The sequence below is a fragment of the Micromonospora sp. DT227 genome (assembly GCF_049841835.1).
Classification (GTDB): Bacteria; Actinomycetota; Actinomycetes; order Mycobacteriales; family Micromonosporaceae; genus Micromonospora.
The window spans coordinates 617315-634863 of sequence record NZ_JBNCLA010000003.1 but is presented as its reverse complement, the minus strand read 5'-3'; the positions used below and the strand labels follow the sequence as shown (position 1 = coordinate 634863).

The window sequence follows — 17549 nt, the reverse complement described above, 5'->3', positions numbered from 1 at the left end:
AGCTACCTGAATCGCCACATAGAGCAATTTTGAAGTAGACCCCTGTGTGACCTCGCTGTTCTCATGTACCCCGTCACTGTGACGATTGGGGGAACTAACGATGGCGGATTTAAGTCGCCGTGGGCTGCTAGCAGGTGCGGTTGCCGGGGGGATCACCGTTGGGCTGAACGGGACCAGCGCGAGTGCGGCGCCGCCGGCTATCCACGCAGGATCGTCAACGAGTGCGCAGTGCGCGTCGCCCGACGCAGTGGTGGTCGGGACCAGCGACCCGCGTTATCCGAGCCTCATCACGCCGTGGAACAGGCGTTTCGAGGGCAGCCCGCAGAATGTGCACCTGGTCTACAACGCGAAGCAGGTCGCCGAGGTCGTCGGCGCTGCGGTCGCCGCGAACAAGCGATTTGCGGTTCGCAGCGGCGGCCATTCCTTCGAGAATCTCACCTCTTCTCCTGACATTCAGGAACTGATCGACCTCTCGCAGATGTCGGATGTCTACTACGACCCCAAGCGGCGGGCGTTCGCCATCGAGAGCGGCGCGACGCTGGGCAAGGTGTACGACACCCTCGTCAAGGGGTGGGCCGTCACCATTCCGGGCGGAATCTGCCCCGGCGTGGGCGTCGGCGGCCACATCGCCGGTGGCGGCTACGGCTTCCTGTCGCGCCGGTACGGTCTCGCGGCCGACTACCTGTACGCCGTGGAGGTCGTGACCGTCGACAAGTCGGGCAAGCCCCGGATCGTCGTCGCGACGCGTGACGAGGGTGACCCCAACCGGGACCTCTGGTGGGCGCACACCGGTGGCGGGGGCGGGAACTTCGGCGTCGTGACGCGCTACTGGATGCGACGTCCGGGCACGGACTCCACCGATCCCGCCGAACTGCTGCCCCGGGCGCCCGCGACCATGATCAGGCGAGCGGTCGTGATGTCCTGGGACCAGTTGGACCGCACCTCGTTCCTGAAGTTCTTCCGGAACTACACCAACTGGTACGAGCAGAACAGCGCGCCGGACTCGCCGAACGCGAATCTGTGGGGCGGCTTCTTCACCTTCCACAAGTCGGCCGGGCCGGTCGGTTTCATCGTGGGTGTCGACAGTGGGGTGCCGAATGCCCAGGCCCTCGTCGACGCACACGTCGAGGCGGTCATGTCCGGGGTGGGCGTGCAACCCGCGTCGGACACCACCGAGTTCGCGCCGTACCTGGACGACCGGAACTGGCAGAGCGAGCCGGATTCGCGTTCCAAGGACAAGGCTGCCAACCTGCGCAAGGGATTCTCGGACAGCCAGCTCGCGACCATCTACCGTCGGCTGACCGACCCGGAGCCCACGAACGCGGGCGCCGCGCTTACCATGTCCGGATACGGCGGCAGAATCAACGCGGTGGCCAAGGACGCGACCGCGACGGCGGACCGCGACTGTGTCCTGCGGGTGTACTTCACCGGTGGCCGGTGGACCTCGCCCGCCGACGACGCGAAGAACATCAAGTGGATCCGCGAGTTCTACCGGGACGTCTTCTCGGAGACGGGCGGCGTGCCGGTGCCGAACGCGATCAATGGCGGCAGCTACATCAACTACATCGACGCCGATCTCGCCGACCCGGCCTGGAACACGTCCGGGACGTCGTGGGCGGAGCTCTACTACAAGTCCAACTATCCGCGTCTGCAGCAGATCAAGAAGCGGTACGACCCGCGGAACGTGTTCCACCACGCTCTGTCGATCGTGCCGAGGTGACCGTTCGGTACCGGAAAGAGGAACGGGTCGCCTACATCACCCTGGACCGGCCACATGTGTTGAACGCCATGGACCTGCGTACGCATGAGGAACTCGCCGAGATCTGGGACGATTTCGAAGCCGATGACGACATCTGGGTCGGCGTGCTCACCGGAGCGGGTGAGCGCGCCTTCTCGGTCGGTCAGGACCTCAAGGAACTGGTGGCCCTGACCGAGCAGGGCCGGGCCACCCCGTCCACCTTCGGTAGCCGGGGCAAGCCGGGCTGGCCCCGGCTGACCGAGCGGTTCGGCCTCGCCAAACCGCTGATCGCCCGGGTCGACGGGTACGCCCTCGGCGGTGGTTGCGAGCTGGCCCTGGCCTGTGACGTCATCATCGCCTCGGACCGGTCCGTCTTCGGGCTCACCGAGGCCAGGTTCGGTCTGATCCCCGGGGCGGGCGGCGTCTTCCGGCTGACCCGGCAGGTGCCCTACCGGGTCGCGGTCGGGCACCTGATCACCGGTCGCCGGTTCGACGCCGCCCGCGCCTACGCGCTCGGAATGGTCAACGAGGTGGTGCCGGCCGCCGAACTCGACGCGAGCGTGGCGAGCTGGGTCGAGGACATCCTGCGCTGTGCCCCCCTGTCGGTGCGTGCGATCAAGGAGGCCGCGGCCACCGCCGCGACCCGGAGCCTCGCCGACGCCTTCGCCACCCGCTACGCCTGGGAGGAGCAGCGCATGCACAGTGCCGACGCGACCGAGGGCCCGCTCGCCTTCACCGAGCGGCGGGACCCGGTCTGGCGGGGGCGCTGAGCGTTCGGGCTTGACGCCCGCCCGGTCACCACGGCCGGGGCGCCCGGTCCGCGATCTCCGTCCCGTCCAGGATCCTGGACGGGACGGAGATCGTTCCGGTTCCCGCCGCGGCCGGCGCCCTCCGGGCTTCCGCCGCGCTCCCGGCCGGCTGAGGTCCAGGCGGCGCACCGGCGCCGGCGATAACGCCGGCGCCGGTGGCGCGGAGCGCCCCGATGGCGCGTCGTACGGGTCCCGGTTCAGTCCTCGGCGGTTCCGGACCCCGCCCGGATCATGTCCATGACCGTCGAGTCCATCAGCGTGCTGACGTCGCCCAGCGTGCGATTCTCGGCGACGTCCTTCAGCAGGCGTCGCATGATCTTGCCGGAGCGGGTCTTGGGCAGCTCGCCCACGAAGATGATCGAACGGGGTTTCGCGATCGGGCTGAGCGTCTTGGCGACATGGTTGCGCAGGTCGGCCTTGAGCTGGTCACCACTCTCGCCGGCGGTCTCCACGGTGCTGCGGGCGATGACGAAGGCGGCGATGGCCTGGCCGGTGGTGGGATCGGCCGCGCCCACCACGGCCGCCTCGGCGACCGCCGGGTGCGACACCAGTGCGGATTCGACCTCGGTGGTGGAGATGTTGTGGCCGGAGATGACCATGATGTCGTCGACCCGGCCGAGCAGCCACAAGGCGCCGTCCTCGTCGCGCTTCGCGCCGTCACCGGCGAAGTAGACCCATTCGTCACCGGCGTTGGCGCCGGCGCCGAACTGGGACCAGTAGGTGTCGACGAAGCGTTTGTCGTCGCCCCAGATGGTCCGCAGCATCGCCGGCCACGGCTTGCGGAGCACCAGGAAGCCGCCCCCGCCGTTCGGCACCGACTCGGCGTCGTCGTTGACCACGTCGGCGGAGATGCCCGGCAGCGGGCCCATCGCCGAGCCGGGCTTGGTGGCGGTCACGCCGGGCAGCGGCGAGATCATCATCCCGCCGGTCTCGGTCTGCCACCAGGTGTCCACGACGGGGGTCCGGTCGTGCCCGATGTGCTCGCGGTACCACATCCACGCCTCGGGGTTGATCGGCTCGCCGACGCTGCCGAGGATGCGCAGCGACGACAGGTCGTACTTGGCCGGGATGTCGCTGCCCCACTTCATCATGGTGCGGATCAGGGTGGGCGCGGTGTAGAGGACGCTGACCCGGTACCTGTCGACGATCTCCCAGAACCGGCCCGGGTGCGGGGTGTCCGGGGTGCCCTCGTACATGACCTCGGTGGCGCCGTTCGACAGTGGACCGTAGACCATGTGCGAGTGCCCGGTGATCCAGCCGATGTCGGCGGCGCACCAGTGCACGTCGGTGTCGGCCTTGAGGTCGAAGACGGCCCAGTGGGTGTACGACACCTGGGTCAGGTAACCACCGCTGGTGTGCAGGATGCCCTTCGGCTTACCCGTGGTGCCCGAGGTGTAGAGGATGAAGAGCGGGTGCTCGGAGTCGAACGCCTGCGGCTCGTGCCTGTCGTCGGCCTGCTCGACCGTCTCGTGCCACCACAGGTCCTTCTCGCCCCAGGTGACGTCCTCCCCGGTCCGGCGGACGACGAGCACGTGCTCGACGCTGGCGCACCGGGCGACGGCGTCGTCGACGATGGGCTTGAGCGCCGACGGCTCCCCGCGCCGGTAACCACCGTCCGCGGTGATGACGACCTTCGCGCCCGCGTCCTCGATCCGGGTGGCCAGCGCGTCCACCGAGTAGCCCCCGAAGACGACGCTGTGGGGGGCGCCGACGCGGGCGCAGGCCAGCATCGCGACCACGGCCTCCGGGATCATCGGCAGGTAGATGGCCACCCGGTCGCCGGCCGTCACACCGAGTTCGGTCAGCGTGTTCGCCGCCTGGCTGACGCTCTTGAGCAGGTCCGCGTAGGTGATCGTGCGGGTGTCGCCGGGCTCGCCCACCCAGTGGATGGCGACCTTGTCGCCCCGGCCCGCCTCGACGTGGCGGTCCACGCAGTTGTAGGCGATGTTGAGCGCACCGCCGACGAACCACTTGGCGAACGGCGGATTGCTCCAGTCGAGGACCTGCTCCCACTCCCGCGCCCAGGTGAGCCGCTCCGCCTGCCGGGCCCAGAACGCCGGCGGGTCGGCGGCGGCGTCGTCGTAGGTGTCCGCCGTGACGTTGGCGTGGGCGGCCAGGTCAGGTGGTGGGGCGAAGGTTCGCGTCTCGGTGGAGAGATTCTCCAGCGGCGTGGTCATGGTGGCAGCTCCTCTCGCGGCGTCGGCGCGCCACCCCAGTCCAGCCGCAACATCGCCGGTGGTCATCTTCGACCGTGCGGGGACGCCCGGGATGGTCCAGCGGGGCCGTCGCGGGCCGGCTTCCGCTGGACCAGGACGCGGTCACTCGGGCTTGCGCCCCCAGGCCTGCACGTACAGGTGTGAGATCACGCTGGTGCCGGGATCGGCGAGGTGACTGCTCAACGCCGTGTGCAGCTCGTCGAACTCTTCCCTGGTGATGAGCTCACTCGCGATGAGCCGGTCCCGCAGGTTCTCGGCGAAGTCGGCGAGCACCATCCGCCGCTCGTGTCCGGGCTCGTGGTCGATGTAGACGACGGGCCGCACCTGGACGTCGACGAGGCCGGCGCGGCGGAGCAGGTTGGGCATCCGCCTGCCCACGAACAGGTTGATCTTGTTGAGGTCGGCGTACCGCTGGGAGACCTCCATGAGCCGGGTCCACGACTCGGCGGGCGGGTCGCACACCTGCCCCACCCGGTCGCCCTCGTGGAACGCGACCCAGCCGCCCGGGCGGGCCAGCCGTACCGCCTCGGTGACGATCTCCTCGGGCCGAGGCACGTTGTGCAGGATCAGTCGCTCGGTGACGAGGTCGAAGCTGTCGCCGGGGAGGCCCGTCGCACGCGCGTCGCCGTGCCGCACCTCGACGTTGTCCAGCGTGCGGTCCACCACGAACTTGCGCGCGAGCTCGACCGACTCCGCGTCGCGCTCGACGCCGACGACGGACCCGCTCGGTCCCACCCGTCGGGCCAACTCGTCCAGGCAGCCACGGGGTCCCACGCCGAGCTCCACGACGTGCTTACCGTCGAGCGGACCGACCTGGTCGAACAACCATGCCGCCTCGGACCGGAAGTCCTCCGCCTGCGCCCGCAGACGATCGTGCTCCGCGCTCCGGTAGCCAAGAAAGTACTGGTCCTCGAGAATCATCGATGCTGACTTCCCTCGTTGGTCGAGGCCGCGGCGCGGCCGGATGGGTGTGGATCCGTTGCTCAGATGTCGACGTGCCCCCGCTCGGCACCTCGGCGCGTCAGGGGCGGGCCGTGCACCATCCACTGTGGCGTCCGTCTGCCCGCGGTCGACTCAGGGTGGTGCGGCGATCGGTCGCGCCCGGGTGGAGAGGCTCCCCAGCGACGTCGTCATTGTGGAAGCTCCTTTCACGGTTTCGACGTGCTATCTCAGTCCAGCCGCAACATCGCCGGCGGGCATCTCCGACCGTGCGGGAATTGTCGAGCGGCGCCGGGGCGGCCGGGTGACATCGCGGCCACCGGCCGGCCGGCTCCGGTAACCGGTCGATCGGTGAAAGCGCCGTCGCCACCCTCCAGATATCTGGAAGGTGGCGACTCGTCTGCGATGCGGCCCGGCGGCTACGACGGTGGCGCGAAATCAGATGCTGACGGTGTAGTCGCGCGGGGTCCGACGCGGCGGCCCGTCGACGTACGCGTTGTAGGCCTCAAGAATCTGCTGAGCCTCGTCGCTCGCCTTGGCGAACGCGGCGGCCGGGTCGGCGTCGTCGACCAGGACGTCGTGCATCGCGGAGACCAGCTTGGCGACGATGGCGGCGTGGTCGCCCATGAGGGGTCCGAGCGACGCCAGTGAGCCGTCCGTCTCCGCCGCTTGTTCACTGGCCGGTTGCAGATTGGGGTTGCGGGCGAACCAGTCCTCGGCGTCGAGGGCGTCGAGCGCCGGCTTGGTGATGGGGATGCGCCAGTGGAGCTTGGCCCACTCCGCGACGTAGCGCGGGCTGTTCAGGTACTGCATGAAGGCCAGCGCGCCGTCCTGCTTCTCCTGGCTGAGGCCGGCGGCGAGGAAGAGCGAGAACCCGCCCAGGCTGTTGCCGGCGAACCGGACCTCGTCGTTGTACGGCATGCGACCCGCCGCGACGGTGAACCCGTGCCGCTCGCCTCGCTGGATCAGGTGGGTGGCGTCGACGGACGACGTGATGAGCAGGGCGACCTCCTGGTTCTCGAATGCCTTGAAGCATCCGAGGAAGTCTCCCGGGGTTCCGGTGTACAGGAAGTGGCCGTTCCGGTGGAGGCGTCGCCACCACTCGACGTAGGCCATCATCTCGTCCGAGGCGAGGTTCACCTTCTCCGGTCGTGCCGAGCGGCCGTTGTCGTGGTCCGCGATCAGACCGCCCTGCTGCGCCACCGACTGCAGGAAGAACCAGTAGCAGTTCGGCCAGGCGATGCCGTGCGCGGGCCCGTCGGGGAGTTTGGCCACCGCCTCGCACGCGGCCTCCACCTCGCGCCAGGTGCGCGGGGGCTTGGTCACGCCGGCGCGGTTGAGAATGGTCATGTTGGCGTAGAGCACCAGGGTGGATGCCGTCCGGGGCACGGAGACCAGCTCGCCGGCGTAGCGGAAGAAGTCACGGGCCGCCGGCAGCATGTCGTCGAACATGACCGGTTCACCGAGGATCTCGGTGCGCCCCGCGATGGCCCGGTCGATGGACGTGAACAGGGGCGAGCCATCGCTCTTGAGCGTGTCCATCATGGTCCGCGTCAGCGTGAAGTGGAATTCCGCGACATCGGGCGGATTCCCCTCCGCCACGGCTCGGGTCACGGCTTCGGGCATCGTGTAGAAGTCGTGGGGCTTGATCTCGACATGATATTCCGGGTGCTTCTCGTTGAACTCGCGGGCAGCGGTCACCGCGATGTCCGGCTGGTCTGCCATCTTGTAGCTGGCAGGATCGCTCAACCACACGCTGATTCCGGTCTTCGTGGCCATATACCAACCCTCCGTTGTTATTGTTGTGGGTCAATTTTTATGGTGACAGGAAGTTGGCTCGGGTCAGCGTCCCAGTGGCGCGGCACTGGCCGCAACTTCGACTTTGCTGGGCGTTATGCCCCGCTGATGTGGCGCGCCTGCGTATTGTCGATGGCCCTTTCCGGCCGGTCCGGCGGCGCCGGGGGGCGGTGGCGAGCCCGGGGTCAGGCGCCGGACGACGGCGGTCGGCCGGAGGGCGTGCCGTTCCGGCCGCCGTGACACCCGGGCCCGGTCGCGCTACTCCGGACGGTTGCGCGGGCAGTTCTGGTAGACGGCGAGACGCCACTGCCCGTCGCGCTTCACGAGAATCCACGAGGCCCGGATCGCGGCCGAGTCCGGGAGATCCGTCTCGCCGGCCGGAATGACGCCGCCCTGGCTGATCAGGGCGACCGCACCGGGGCCGAGCGGCTTCATGTCGATGGGTTGCCCGGTTACCCGGGTGCCCTTGTAGGGGCCCTCGAACGCGGTGGCCATGAACTGCAGGATCTCCGCGCGGCCCTTCTTGTACACGCCGGGCAGGATGAGCGTGCCGTCCTCGACGAACAGATCGGCGAAACCGTCGGCGTCGTGCGCCGCCCACGTCTTGATCATGCGGGCGGGGAGGGCGGCGATTTCGGCCTGGTCCGCGTCCTGGTCCGCGGTCTTGGCGCCGGTCGGTGCGGAGTTCTTCGTCGTCATGCCGTTCTCGCTTCCATGAGGCCGGTGGCGGCTCTTTCGGCCGTAACGTGCGGGATGGGTGTCGGCGTATTCGGGCGCGGACAGCGGCTGCCGACGTAACGACAATCGCATCGCGCCCACATCGGTGCATCTTCGGTGTTGCCGCGCCCGGTGGCGCCGGTCAACGGCACGGAGCACGCGATCCGAACCGCGGAAAAAGGGGGATGAGAATTCGACTTCCGCGCCGACCGTCCGGCCGTTCGGCGCCGCGCGCCACGTGCCGCCTCGGTCGGCCCGAACCCGGCCGGACGCGCCCGTGTCGCCCCACGCGGGCGCGTGCGGGTGCCGCGGTCGGCGGAACCGGCGGCGACCTGGCGGTGGCGGGTGCGATCAGGGGTCGAGCCGGTCCACCGCCGGCCGGCCGGCCGGCGGCGGGGGAGCGGCCACCCGGCGGCTTACCGTGCGCTCGGGTCCGAGGCGAGGTCGCGGTGCAGCTCGGCGCCGATCTGCCGGGCTGCCGCGAAACTCGCCCAGGAGGTCAGCTCGATGATCGCCCGGTCGTCGTGACCCTGGGCGCGGAAGTCCTCGATGACCGCGTCGGTGACCCGGTAGGACGCGAGCGCGGTCAGCAACGCCAGCCGCGCGGCGGGCCGGTCGGTCTCCGGGAGCTCGGCGACCGCCGACTTCCACGGCGCGTCACCGCCGAGCCCGGCCGGCTCGGGCGTCCGGCTGGCCAGCTGAGCCGACACCAACCGGCGGACCCGCTCCGGCACGCTCCGCGCCCCGCCGGCCTCGATCGCGGCAGCGACCCGGGCCACCGCGCCGGCGATGTGTGGTGGCCCGGCGGCCCAGGAGAGGTCCGCCGGGAGCGGAGCGTCGGCCAGGAGGTCGGCGGACCGACCGGGGTCGGAGTGCCGGCTCGCCATGCCCCGCATGAGCCGGGCGGCGACCCGCCGGACCACCCGCAGCACCGGGGCGGGAGCCGGCGGCATCGGGGATTCCTGCAGGAAGACGTTCACCATCCGGTTGATGTAGTGGAACGTGACCGCGACACCGATCAGCTCCGGCGCCTGCCCGGGTGCGAACGGCGCCGGATGCCGTGCCTGCGCCGACGGGTTCCCGCTGGCCCGGGCCCACCGCGCCAACTCCCGTACGTCCGGGTCGCTGAGGTCGCCGACCCGGTCCCCGGCGACGGCCCACGCGTCGGGTCCACGGAGCAGCCCGGCCAGGGCGGCACCGTGGACCTCGACGCAGTACGGGCACTGGTTGGCCAGCGACACCGCGGCGGCCACCGCCTCCTTGACGGACCGGTCGACCAGGCCCGGGGCGAGCATCGTCTCGCGCAGGATCGACCAGCAGGCGGCGAGCGTGTCGGGTGCGGCGGCGTGCAGCATCACCGGTGGCGCGACCATGCCGAAGTCGGCTTCCATCTGCCGGTACACCCGGGCGGTCAGGCCGGTCGCGGCGCGGAGCGAAACCGGGGCGACGTGACGGATGTGCGTCACCGACACCCGCCGGGTGGCTCGGGCGAAGAGGGTTACCACAACGGACTTCTTTCCACGTGGCATGGGTCGCGGCAAGGTGCCGGCGCACGGTGCGCCGGCACCCTCTCAGCTACGCGGCGCGGGGGACCGCCCGCCGGCTGGCGGTCTCGCCCTCGGGCGACGGCGCACCGTAGCGTACCGAAACACCGCGCTCCTGCGCGGCCCGGACGATGCCGGGCATGGCCCGCTCGGCCAGGGCCGCGATCGTCATCGCCGGATTCACCGTCAGCGCGCCGGGCACGGCGGAGCCGTCGGTGACGAAGATCCCCGGATGGTTGCGCAGCTGGTGACCGTCGTCCAGGGCGGAGGTCGCCGGGTCGTCGCCGATCCGGCAGGACGCCAGCGGGTGCACGGTGTACGCACCCACCAGATCGTTGGTCCAGGGCATGACGCGGGCGAGCCCGTCGCGTTCCAGGGTGTCCTTGACCGCGGCGTCGGACAGCGACCAGCCGCGCCACGTGTTGGCGGTCGGGTGGTAGCGGAGCGGCCCGTTGCCGAGCATCTGCTGCGAGAGCCGGTGCGAGTTGCCGGTCTCGGGCGGCGGACCGAAGACACCCTCGTTGTCGTCCTCGGACATGGTGAAGATGGTGAGCCACGACTGCCAGCGCTGCATCATCTCCTTCTTCTCCACGCCGAACCAGGTCGGGCCGGTGGCGTCTGGCGCCTGGGCCAGGATCGTGCCCAGCCCCGGCGGGAAGTAGAGCTGTTCGAGGGAGAAGCGTTCGTACTCCGGGAGGCTGCCGTCGAGCTGGTCCCAGCTCGCGACGGTGGGTCCCCGGCCGATCTGGTAGGCGGCGTAGGCCTGGCCGCCGTCCCGGGTGAGGCCGAGCACCTCGCGCACCCGGTCCTCGTCGAAGACGGCGGTGTTGAGTCGCTCGCCGTTGCCGGAGAAGTAGCGGCCCACCGCGTGCGGCATCGGGCCCAGTCGCGGCTCGGAGCGCTGCAGGATGACCGGCGTGGCGCCCGCGCCGGCGGCCAGCACGACGATCTTCGCGTCGATGGCGCCCTCGTCGTGCAGGACCCGGTAGTCGAGGTCGTCGACGATCCGGTAGTGCACCCGGTAGCCGCCGTCGTCGTTGCGGGACAGGTACTGGACCTCGTGCATGGGCCGGATCTCGGCGCCGTGCGCGAGCGCGGCCGGGAGGTAGTTCAGCAGCAGCGAACGCTTCGCGTCGAACTTGCAGCCGGCCATCATCCAGTTGCAGTTGGTGCACAGGTCGAGGTCGATCGCGGAGGGCGCCGGGTTCGCGGTGCGGCCGGCGTGGGCGCAGGCCGCCGCGAACAGCCCACCGGCGAACGGCACCTGGTCCCAGGGGGTGAGCCGCACCGGCAGGGCCTCGGCGACCCGGTCGTACCACGGCTCGAGGGTGTCCCGGCTGATGGCGGCCGGCCACATCCGCCGGCCGATGCTGCCCCGGCGTTCGAAGACGAACCGTGGCGCCCGCGGCATGGTGGCGAAGTAGACGACGCTGCCGCCGCCGACGCAGTTGCCGCTGAGCACGCTCATGCCGTCGCCGACCACGAAGTCGAAGATGCGCGTGTAGGACGAGCCGAGCAGGAAGTCGTGGTCGAACTCGTCGGCGGTGAGCCAGGGGCCGCGCTCCAGAACGGTGACGCGCGCGCCGCCGGCCGCGAGATGGTAGGCCGCGATCGCGCCGCCGAAGCCGCTGCCGATCACGAGGACGTCGGTTGACTCGATAGCGGTCACGCTGGGCTGCCCGTCGTCGTGGTGTTCGGATGGATGTCGGCCAGTTGCCGGCCGTAGGAGAACTGGGGAAAGCGCCAGACACCGTCGGTGTCCGGCCGGAAGTAGCCGATGCTCAACAGACCCGGATGCCCGGCGGCGAGCGCGTCCAACGTGCCCAGATGCGCGGCGCTGTCGAAGGCCATGTTGCTGAACAGCGCGAGGGACACCCACATCTGTCGCTCCGGGTGCTCCGGGGCGGTGAGGAGCTGGACGAGCTCCGTGCGGTCGGCGAACGACAACGCCACGAACGGCGGCACGTCGTCGTCGAGCACCAGGTCGCGTTTCTGCGCGTACTCGGTGGCGTGGTCGTTGAGGGAAACGGCGAGTGCGTCCAGGGCGGGCGCCAGGCCACCGCCGGGCTGTTCCAGTAGGTCGATCGCGCCCGATGCCACAGCGCCGCCGCCGGTAGCGGCGCCGGCGATGGCGCGGTCGTCGGGCGAACGTTTCTCGCCGGGGACGATCGTGTCGGCGAACGCCTCGATTGTCATTGTGCGCGCCGGATCGGCGTCTAGGGTTTCGGGTTGCACGGCGTCTCTCCCAGTAGGTCGTGCTGCCGTTTGGACGGGATTGCACGCAGTCTCTGGCGGCCGGTGGGCGTGGACCAGAGTGGGCGGTTCCGTTCGCGATGGACCCATCGTGGCGGGGATAAACAGGCTGATGCATCTCCCGCGTTGCGTCGCCGGCGTTAGCCGGGGTCACGCAACCTCGAAGTCGGATCATGGTGACCGATGCACAACAATCGGCAGCAGCACCAGTGCGCACATCGTCTCCCATTGAGGAGTTCCTATGGCTTTGAATGATGCCGATCCGGCCACGATGGATCCGCGCGAGTTCGCCCGGCTGGTCAAGAAAACGCCGACCGCCGAGTTGCGCCAGATGATGCACGGCGAGCGGCGCACGGCCGTCCTCGACGAGCTGTTCAGCAGCATGCCCGGGGTGTTCCGGGCCGATCGGGCGCGCACCCTCAACGCGGTGATTCACTGGGTCATCGGCGACCGGCCCGACGGCGGTACGGACACCTATGAAATGGTGATCGCGAATGGTGCGTGTGCCTTGTCGCCGGCGCCCCACGCGGAACCCAGGCTGACCCTGGCGCTCGGTGCGGTGGACTTCCTGAACCTGGTCACCGGAAACGCGCACGCGGTGGCGCTGGTCATGCGCGGCAAGCTGAAGACCACCGGCGACCTCGCGCTGACCGCCAAGTTCCCGACCCTGTTCGACGTGCCGAAGCCCTGACGGCCCGATCGCGCTGACGCCGTCGGCGCCCCCGGATCCAACCGGGGGCGCCGACGGCGTCGCGGTGCCGGGCGTCAGGCGGCGCGGGCGGCGTCGTTCGGCGCGCGGGTGGCCGGGCCGAGGTGCCCGCCGACGCCCCCGTGTTCCGGCCTGTCGGTGGCGGGCTCGCCAGGTGTCGGCAGGCCGAACCCGTGCCCCTGCCGGGAGCGCGCCTCGACGATGCGCCGGGCCGTCGACCGGACGTCCTGCAACGCCAGCAGCACCGGTGGGTCGAGCAGCCGGAGCGGACGCAGCGCCAGGTCGGGCAGGGCGACCTCGCCGTCGTCGTGGACCCGGATCGGCCCGTGCCGTAACACGTACGGCCGCACGCCACGGGCGGCGGGCTCGTTGACCACGCCGGGCGGCAGGGCGTGCACCAGGAGGAACCAGGATCCCGGCGGCACCTTGTCCAGCAGGTAGGGCCCCGGTCGCTCGAGCACGGTGCAGCTCACCGGCCGCCCCTGCGGGATCTGCTGCGGGAACAGACCGATGAACGTGTGGCCGAGCGGGATGTCCGGAGCCGAGGAGATGGTGCCGCCGACGGTCGCCGACGGGCTGCGCGCCCCGTCGGACCGGTCGTCGACGGCGATCCGCGGTACGAAACCGCCGTACCGCCGGTAGGTCGTCGGCGACACCCCGACGCTGCTGGTGAACCGGGTGCTGAACGTGCCGACGCTGTTGTAGCCGACCCGGTGGCTGATGTCGACGACGTTCAGGGAGGTCGACACGAGGAGCTGCTTGGCCTCCTGGAGCCGCATCGCCGAGAGGAACTTCCTCGGGGACAGGCCGGTGGCCCGCTGGAAGATCCGTGAGAAGTGGAACTTGCTGAACATCGCGGTGCGGGCCAGGTCGTCGATCGTGAGCGGCTCGCCGAGGCGCTCCCTCATCAACCTGATGACTCGGTGGACCGCTTGCTCGATTGCCTTGTCCATGTCGCCTCCCCCGGTTCCCCAGGGATCCCGCCCGGGGTAGCGTGCTGCACGGCCGCATCGACATGATGAGCGCAAAAATGGTTCGCGGGGCTTCAGAAAAGAGACCGCCACCGTTCGGTGGCGATCTCCCACGGCTGCCTGCCGCCCCACCACTGAGTCTCTGAGCCAATCGGCCGGGGCGCATCTTTAGGATTGCTTTCACGTGCACTATAACCGCGTGACCGCTTTCCGGTGGTATGGCCACAATCAACGCGCGGATGCGGTCGTCGGGGCTTTCGGTATCGGCACACGACAATGCCGTACGGTCGACCGGCCCCGGGCCCCGGGGCCGGTTGGAAACGTCGTGTTGATCAGCCGGCGGTGGCCGGGATGTGGTCGAACTGGCCCGGCCGGCGTCCCGACCCGGCCGGCCCGCGGTACGCCTGCGCGATGTCCAGCCAGGACTCGGCGTCCGGCCCGGTCGCGGTCACGGCGAGGTCGGCGCGGTGCCGGCGACGGGTCACCAGCAGGCAGAAATCGACCGCGGGACCGGTGATCCGCTGGGCGGCGTCGTCCGGACCGAACCGCCAGTGCGCGCCCGAGGGCGCGGTGAGGTCGAAGCCGAACTCCACGTCGGGCGGGGTCAGGTCGCGCGCGAGGTAACCGAAGTCCCAGACCCGCACCGCGAACGCCACCAGGACCCGCAGCCGGTCGGTGTACGTGCGCCGCACCCCCAGCGCGTCGGCGATGTCCTGGCCGTGCCCGAACAACTCCATCATGCCGGCGGCGGCGAGGACGCCCGGCGGCAACGGCCGGACCAGCCAGGGCACCGGCTGTTCCGGCGGCGCGGCGGCGAGCGCCTTCTCGGCGGCGGCCCGCACGGCACGCCACTGCCCCAGCAGCACCTCGGGCGGGTCGTCGAGGAAGCGCTGCATGGCGCCCCGCACGTTGGCGTCGAAATCCGGAGTCAGCTTCGCGGCGATCCTGGCGAAGCCCTCCGGGTCGGACGCGGCGGTGCCGGCCAGATGGAACGTGGCGGTGAGGTGGGCGATCTGGTCTCTGATCGTCCACCCGTCGGCGGGCGTGGGCAGGGCCCACTGATCCGGCGTCAGGTTCGCCACCAGGCGGTCGACATCGTCGCCGTCGGCGACCAGTGCGGAGATGATCTGCTCATGGTCGGGCAACAGACAGTCCTTTCTGGATAGCCCGCGCCCCCGGCGTCACGAATAATTCGGGCCTGGACTTGGCGCGGTCCATTTCAGCATGACCGAGCCCTGTCGGCATTCATCTCCGTCGTTGCGGACGTCTCCGCAACCGGAACGCGGAGTCTTCCCGGTTGCGCAATTCTTCGTCCGCTGCGCATTTCCGGAGACGTGGTGGCGCGTACGGCGCGCCCATGCTGAGGGCATGGTCACCTATCCGCTTTTCCGATCGGAACCGCCTGTCCCGACCCCGCCGCGGCGCCTCACCGCACCGAGTTCGTGAGACCCGGTCATGGTTGCCAGGCGGGTCATCTCCTCCGTGCTCCAGCGGCAGGTCAAGTACATCAGCCCGGTGTCGCCCACGGCCGCCGCCGGCCTTGTCGCCGAGGTCTACTCGCAGGCCGCCGACGAGATGCGGGTGGTCATTCCGCCGATCCTCGCGCAGTCCCCGTCGCCGGCGGCGCTGGCCGCCTACTGGATGCTCACCCGCGAGACGCTCACCGCCACCGGTCGGGTCGACCGCGCCCGCAAGGAGGTCGTCGCGGCGGCGGTGTCGGTGGCCAACACCTGCCCGTACTGCGTCGACATGCACAGCATCGGCCTGTACGACCTGTCCTGCGAACAGACCGCGGAGGCGATCGTCGCCGACCGCGCGGGTGAGGTCCCGGACCCGGGACTGCGTGCCGTGGCCGGCTGGGCGCGGGTCGCGCACCGACCGGATGAGCCGGCCGTGCGGCAGCCGCCGTTCGCCCCGTCCGACCGGCCGGAACTCGTCGGGGTGGCGGTCACGTTCCACTACCTGACCCGGGTGGTGAACGTGTTCCTGCCGGGCTTCCTGGTCCCTCGCCGGTTCGGGCCGAACGCCCGCCGCCGGTTCAAGCACGGGCTGAGTCAGGTCCTGAGTCCGCTGTTGCGCGAGACCCGCCTGTCGGGCCGGGCGCTGGCGCTGCTGCACGACGCCCCGCTGCCGGCGGACGCGGCCTGGGCCGAGGGGCACCCGGCCGTGGCCGCGGCGGTGGCGCGTTCCTTCGCGGCGCTGGACGCCGTCGGCGCGCGGGCGCTGTCCCCGGACGTGCGGCACCTGGTCGGCGAGCGCCTGTCGACCTGGCGGGGCGAGGATCCCGGGCTCAGCCGGGAGTGGTGCGAACGGCTGGTCGCCGAGCTGCCCGAGGCGGACCGCGCCGCCGGTCGGCTCGCGCTGCTGACCGTCTTCGCGTCGTACCAGGTGGACGAGGACGTGGTCGCCGAGTTCCGGGCCCGGGAGCCGGGCGACGCCGCGCTGGTGGAGGTCGTCGCGTGGGCGAGTTACGCGGCCGCCAGGCAGGTGGGCGCGTGGCAGGTGACCGCCGGGAGCAACGCACTTCCGGAGTAGCTCTTTCGTGCCGAACACACAAGTCTGTACCGAGATGTTGATGTATGGGGAGGGCGCATGCCGACCACGCTTGGATCGCTACGCCGGCTGGTGTTGACACCCCCGCTCCGCGAGGTGACGTTCGAACGCCGCGGGTTCCCGGGCGCGTCCTCGTCGGCGGCGAGCCGCCTCGAAGCGATCCCGCAAGCGGTGATCTGCGGCTTCGAGTGGGGGATCGACGCCCGCGACCAGTGGGAGGTGGAGCGGCGGCTCAGCCTCGTCGAGGCGGAGCAGCGGGGGTTCGCCTACGAGGGCGCCACGATGGCGTTCACCGTCCTCGACGCGATGCGCGGGGGACGCGGGCACCGCACCCGTGACCTGCTGCTCGGGCCGGGCCAGCCGCACATCTTCCTGGCCTACATCGGCATCGGCTTCGCGATGGCGAAGCTGCCGCGGGCGCTGTGGAAGCGGATCGTTCCCGACCTCGACGGCACGCCGTACCACCCGACGATGAGCTGGCTCGCGGTCGACGGATACGGCTTCGACCTGGCCTACTTCAAGACCGGGCGGTGGGTCGACGAGCAGCGGGTGCCGCCGTCGTATCCGTTCCAGGGCCGTCCGGACTACTTCCACCGTGCCGTGGACCAGGGCATCGGCCGGGCGCTGTGGTTCATCCACGACGGGCGGGTCACCGACGTCGCCACGGCGGTCGGGCGCTTCGCCACCGCACGCCAGGCCGACCTGTGGAGCGGAGTCGGCCTGGCGTCGACGTTCGCCGGCGGGTGCGTGGCAGCCGACCTGGCGACGCTACGACGACTGGCCGGGCCGCACTGGACCGAGGTGGCCCAGGGCTCGGTGTTCGCCGCCAAGGCGCGCCACTACTCGGGCACCGTGCCGCCGCACACCGAGACCGCGATCGCCGCGCTGGCCGGGCTCACCGTCGAGAAGGCCGCGGCGCTCGCCGACGACGTCGCCGTGGCCGAACGGGACGCGGACGCCGGACCCGCGTACGAGCAGTGGCGTCAGCGGATCCGTACCGCCGTCGCGGCGTCGACCGCGCACGGCGCGCGCTGAGCCGCCCGTCGGTGGCGCCGCTCGGCGCACCCCTTTTGCCGGCCCGCCGGTGGCGCGGTGCGGGTCCGACCGGACGCGTCATCGCGCACGGGGCGCCGGAAACGCGTTCCGCACCGTTGAAGATGTGTCCGCGACATCGGACACCGCACCATTGAGAAGCAGGGCTGGGCGCGGTCGATCGAATTGACGACGACCGCGTTCGGCCCTTCCATTCAGCGCGGCTGTGGCATTCTCCCGACGGATTTCCGGGAAACCGCGGAGGAGCTGA

The 17549-nt window shown here is 70.5% G+C and carries 14 protein-coding genes; 5 read left to right on the top strand and 9 right to left on the bottom strand.

What is annotated here, in order from left to right; translation table 11 throughout:
* The first annotated feature begins 328 nt into the window (after nt 1-328).
* Both ACLQ2W_RS14990 and dpgD read left to right on the top strand, forming a co-directional pair.
* Nucleotides 329-1720, top strand: coding sequence for an FAD-binding oxidoreductase (locus ACLQ2W_RS14990; protein ID WP_425786933.1), 1392 nt, complete (start codon nt 329-331; stop codon nt 1718-1720).
* Nucleotides 1717-2508 carry an enoyl-CoA-hydratase DpgD gene (dpgD, locus tag ACLQ2W_RS14985; RefSeq protein WP_425786932.1) on the top strand — a complete coding sequence of 264 codons (792 nt, stop codon included), beginning with the start codon at nt 1717-1719 and terminating at the stop codon, nt 2506-2508. The genes ACLQ2W_RS14990 and dpgD overlap by 4 nt, the downstream gene beginning before the upstream one ends.
* Before the next feature lie 236 nt (nt 2509-2744).
* On the opposite strand, the gene acs is transcribed toward dpgD, so the two are convergent.
* The 7 genes from acs to ACLQ2W_RS14950 all read right to left on the bottom strand — a co-directional run bounded on the left by acs (nt 2745) and on the right by ACLQ2W_RS14950 (nt 11956).
* Nucleotides 2745-4724: an acetate--CoA ligase gene (gene acs / locus ACLQ2W_RS14980; RefSeq protein WP_425786931.1), complete on the bottom strand. Its 1980-nt coding sequence runs from the start codon at nt 4722-4724 to the stop codon at nt 2745-2747.
* Between the two features lie 141 nt (nt 4725-4865).
* Complete coding sequence (locus tag ACLQ2W_RS14975) at nt 4866-5684, bottom strand: methyltransferase domain-containing protein (RefSeq protein WP_425786930.1); 819 nt, start codon at nt 5682-5684, stop codon at nt 4866-4868.
* A 456-nt stretch (nt 5685-6140) separates the two neighbouring features.
* A complete protein-coding gene (locus ACLQ2W_RS14970; RefSeq protein WP_425786929.1) occupies nt 6141-7481 on the bottom strand; it encodes an extracellular solute-binding protein in 1341 nt (446 codons plus the stop codon).
* A gap of 276 nt (nt 7482-7757) precedes the next feature.
* Nucleotides 7758-8198 carry an SgcJ/EcaC family oxidoreductase gene (locus tag ACLQ2W_RS14965; protein ID WP_425786974.1) on the bottom strand — a complete coding sequence of 147 codons (441 nt, stop codon included), beginning with the start codon at nt 8196-8198 and terminating at the stop codon, nt 7758-7760.
* 434 nt (nt 8199-8632) lie between these two features.
* Nucleotides 8633-9721, bottom strand: a complete 1089-nt coding sequence (locus ACLQ2W_RS14960; protein WP_425786928.1) for a carboxymuconolactone decarboxylase family protein — start codon at nt 9719-9721, stop codon at nt 8633-8635.
* A 70-nt stretch (nt 9722-9791) separates the two neighbouring features.
* Nucleotides 9792-11429 carry an FAD-dependent oxidoreductase gene (locus ACLQ2W_RS14955; RefSeq protein WP_425786927.1) on the bottom strand — a complete coding sequence of 546 codons (1638 nt, stop codon included), beginning with the start codon at nt 11427-11429 and terminating at the stop codon, nt 9792-9794.
* A complete protein-coding gene (locus ACLQ2W_RS14950; RefSeq protein WP_405094262.1) occupies nt 11426-11956 on the bottom strand; it encodes a DUF5987 family protein in 531 nt (176 codons plus the stop codon). The genes ACLQ2W_RS14955 and ACLQ2W_RS14950 overlap by 4 nt, the downstream gene beginning before the upstream one ends.
* A 304-nt stretch (nt 11957-12260) precedes the next feature.
* Between ACLQ2W_RS14950 and ACLQ2W_RS14945 the strand changes: the two genes are divergently transcribed.
* Entirely contained in the window at nt 12261-12704 is a 444-nt protein-coding gene (locus tag ACLQ2W_RS14945; RefSeq protein ID WP_425786973.1) for an SCP2 sterol-binding domain-containing protein, read from the top strand.
* A 74-nt stretch (nt 12705-12778) separates the two neighbouring features.
* On the opposite strand, the gene ACLQ2W_RS14940 is transcribed toward ACLQ2W_RS14945, so the two are convergent.
* Together ACLQ2W_RS14940 and ACLQ2W_RS14935 are read right to left on the bottom strand one after the other, a co-directional pair.
* Nucleotides 12779-13675, bottom strand: a complete 897-nt coding sequence (locus tag ACLQ2W_RS14940) for a helix-turn-helix domain-containing protein (RefSeq protein WP_405090069.1) — start codon at nt 13673-13675, stop codon at nt 12779-12781.
* A gap of 350 nt (nt 13676-14025) precedes the next feature.
* On the bottom strand, nt 14026-14838 hold the full coding sequence (locus tag ACLQ2W_RS14935) for a TIGR03084 family metal-binding protein (protein ID WP_405090068.1): 813 nt from the start codon (nt 14836-14838) through the stop codon (nt 14026-14028).
* Nucleotides 14839-15148: 310 nt separating this feature from the next.
* On the opposite strand from ACLQ2W_RS14935, the gene ACLQ2W_RS14930 reads away from it, so the two are divergent.
* Both ACLQ2W_RS14930 and ACLQ2W_RS14925 read left to right on the top strand, forming a co-directional pair.
* Nucleotides 15149-16228, top strand: a complete 1080-nt coding sequence (locus ACLQ2W_RS14930; protein ID WP_425786926.1) for a carboxymuconolactone decarboxylase family protein — start codon at nt 15149-15151, stop codon at nt 16226-16228.
* A gap of 57 nt (nt 16229-16285) precedes the next feature.
* Entirely contained in the window at nt 16286-17281 is a 996-nt protein-coding gene (locus tag ACLQ2W_RS14925; RefSeq protein WP_425786925.1) for a DUF1702 family protein, read from the top strand.
* Nucleotides 17282-17549: the final 268 nt, after the last annotated feature.

Bases quoted from the DNA above. Each gene is read 5' to 3' on its own strand.
- ACLQ2W_RS14975 (WP_425786930.1), bottom strand. From the start codon at position 5,684: ATGATTCTCGAGGACCAGTACTTTCTTGGCTACCGGAGCGCGGAGCAC.
- ACLQ2W_RS14950 (WP_405094262.1), bottom strand. From the start codon at position 11,956: ATGACAATCGAGGCGTTCGCCGACACGATCGTCCCCGGCGAGAAACGT.
- ACLQ2W_RS14925 (WP_425786925.1), top strand. From the start codon at position 16,286: ATGCCGACCACGCTTGGATCGCTACGCCGGCTGGTGTTGACACCCCCG.
- ACLQ2W_RS14970 (WP_425786929.1), bottom strand. From the start codon at position 7,481: ATGGCCACGAAGACCGGAATCAGCGTGTGGTTGAGCGATCCTGCCAGC.
- acs (WP_425786931.1), bottom strand. From the start codon at position 4,724: ATGACCACGCCGCTGGAGAATCTCTCCACCGAGACGCGAACCTTCGCC.
- ACLQ2W_RS14965 (WP_425786974.1), bottom strand. From the start codon at position 8,198: ATGACGACGAAGAACTCCGCACCGACCGGCGCCAAGACCGCGGACCAG.
- ACLQ2W_RS14930 (WP_425786926.1), top strand. From the start codon at position 15,149: ATGGTTGCCAGGCGGGTCATCTCCTCCGTGCTCCAGCGGCAGGTCAAG.
- ACLQ2W_RS14940 (WP_405090069.1), bottom strand. From the start codon at position 13,675: ATGGACAAGGCAATCGAGCAAGCGGTCCACCGAGTCATCAGGTTGATG.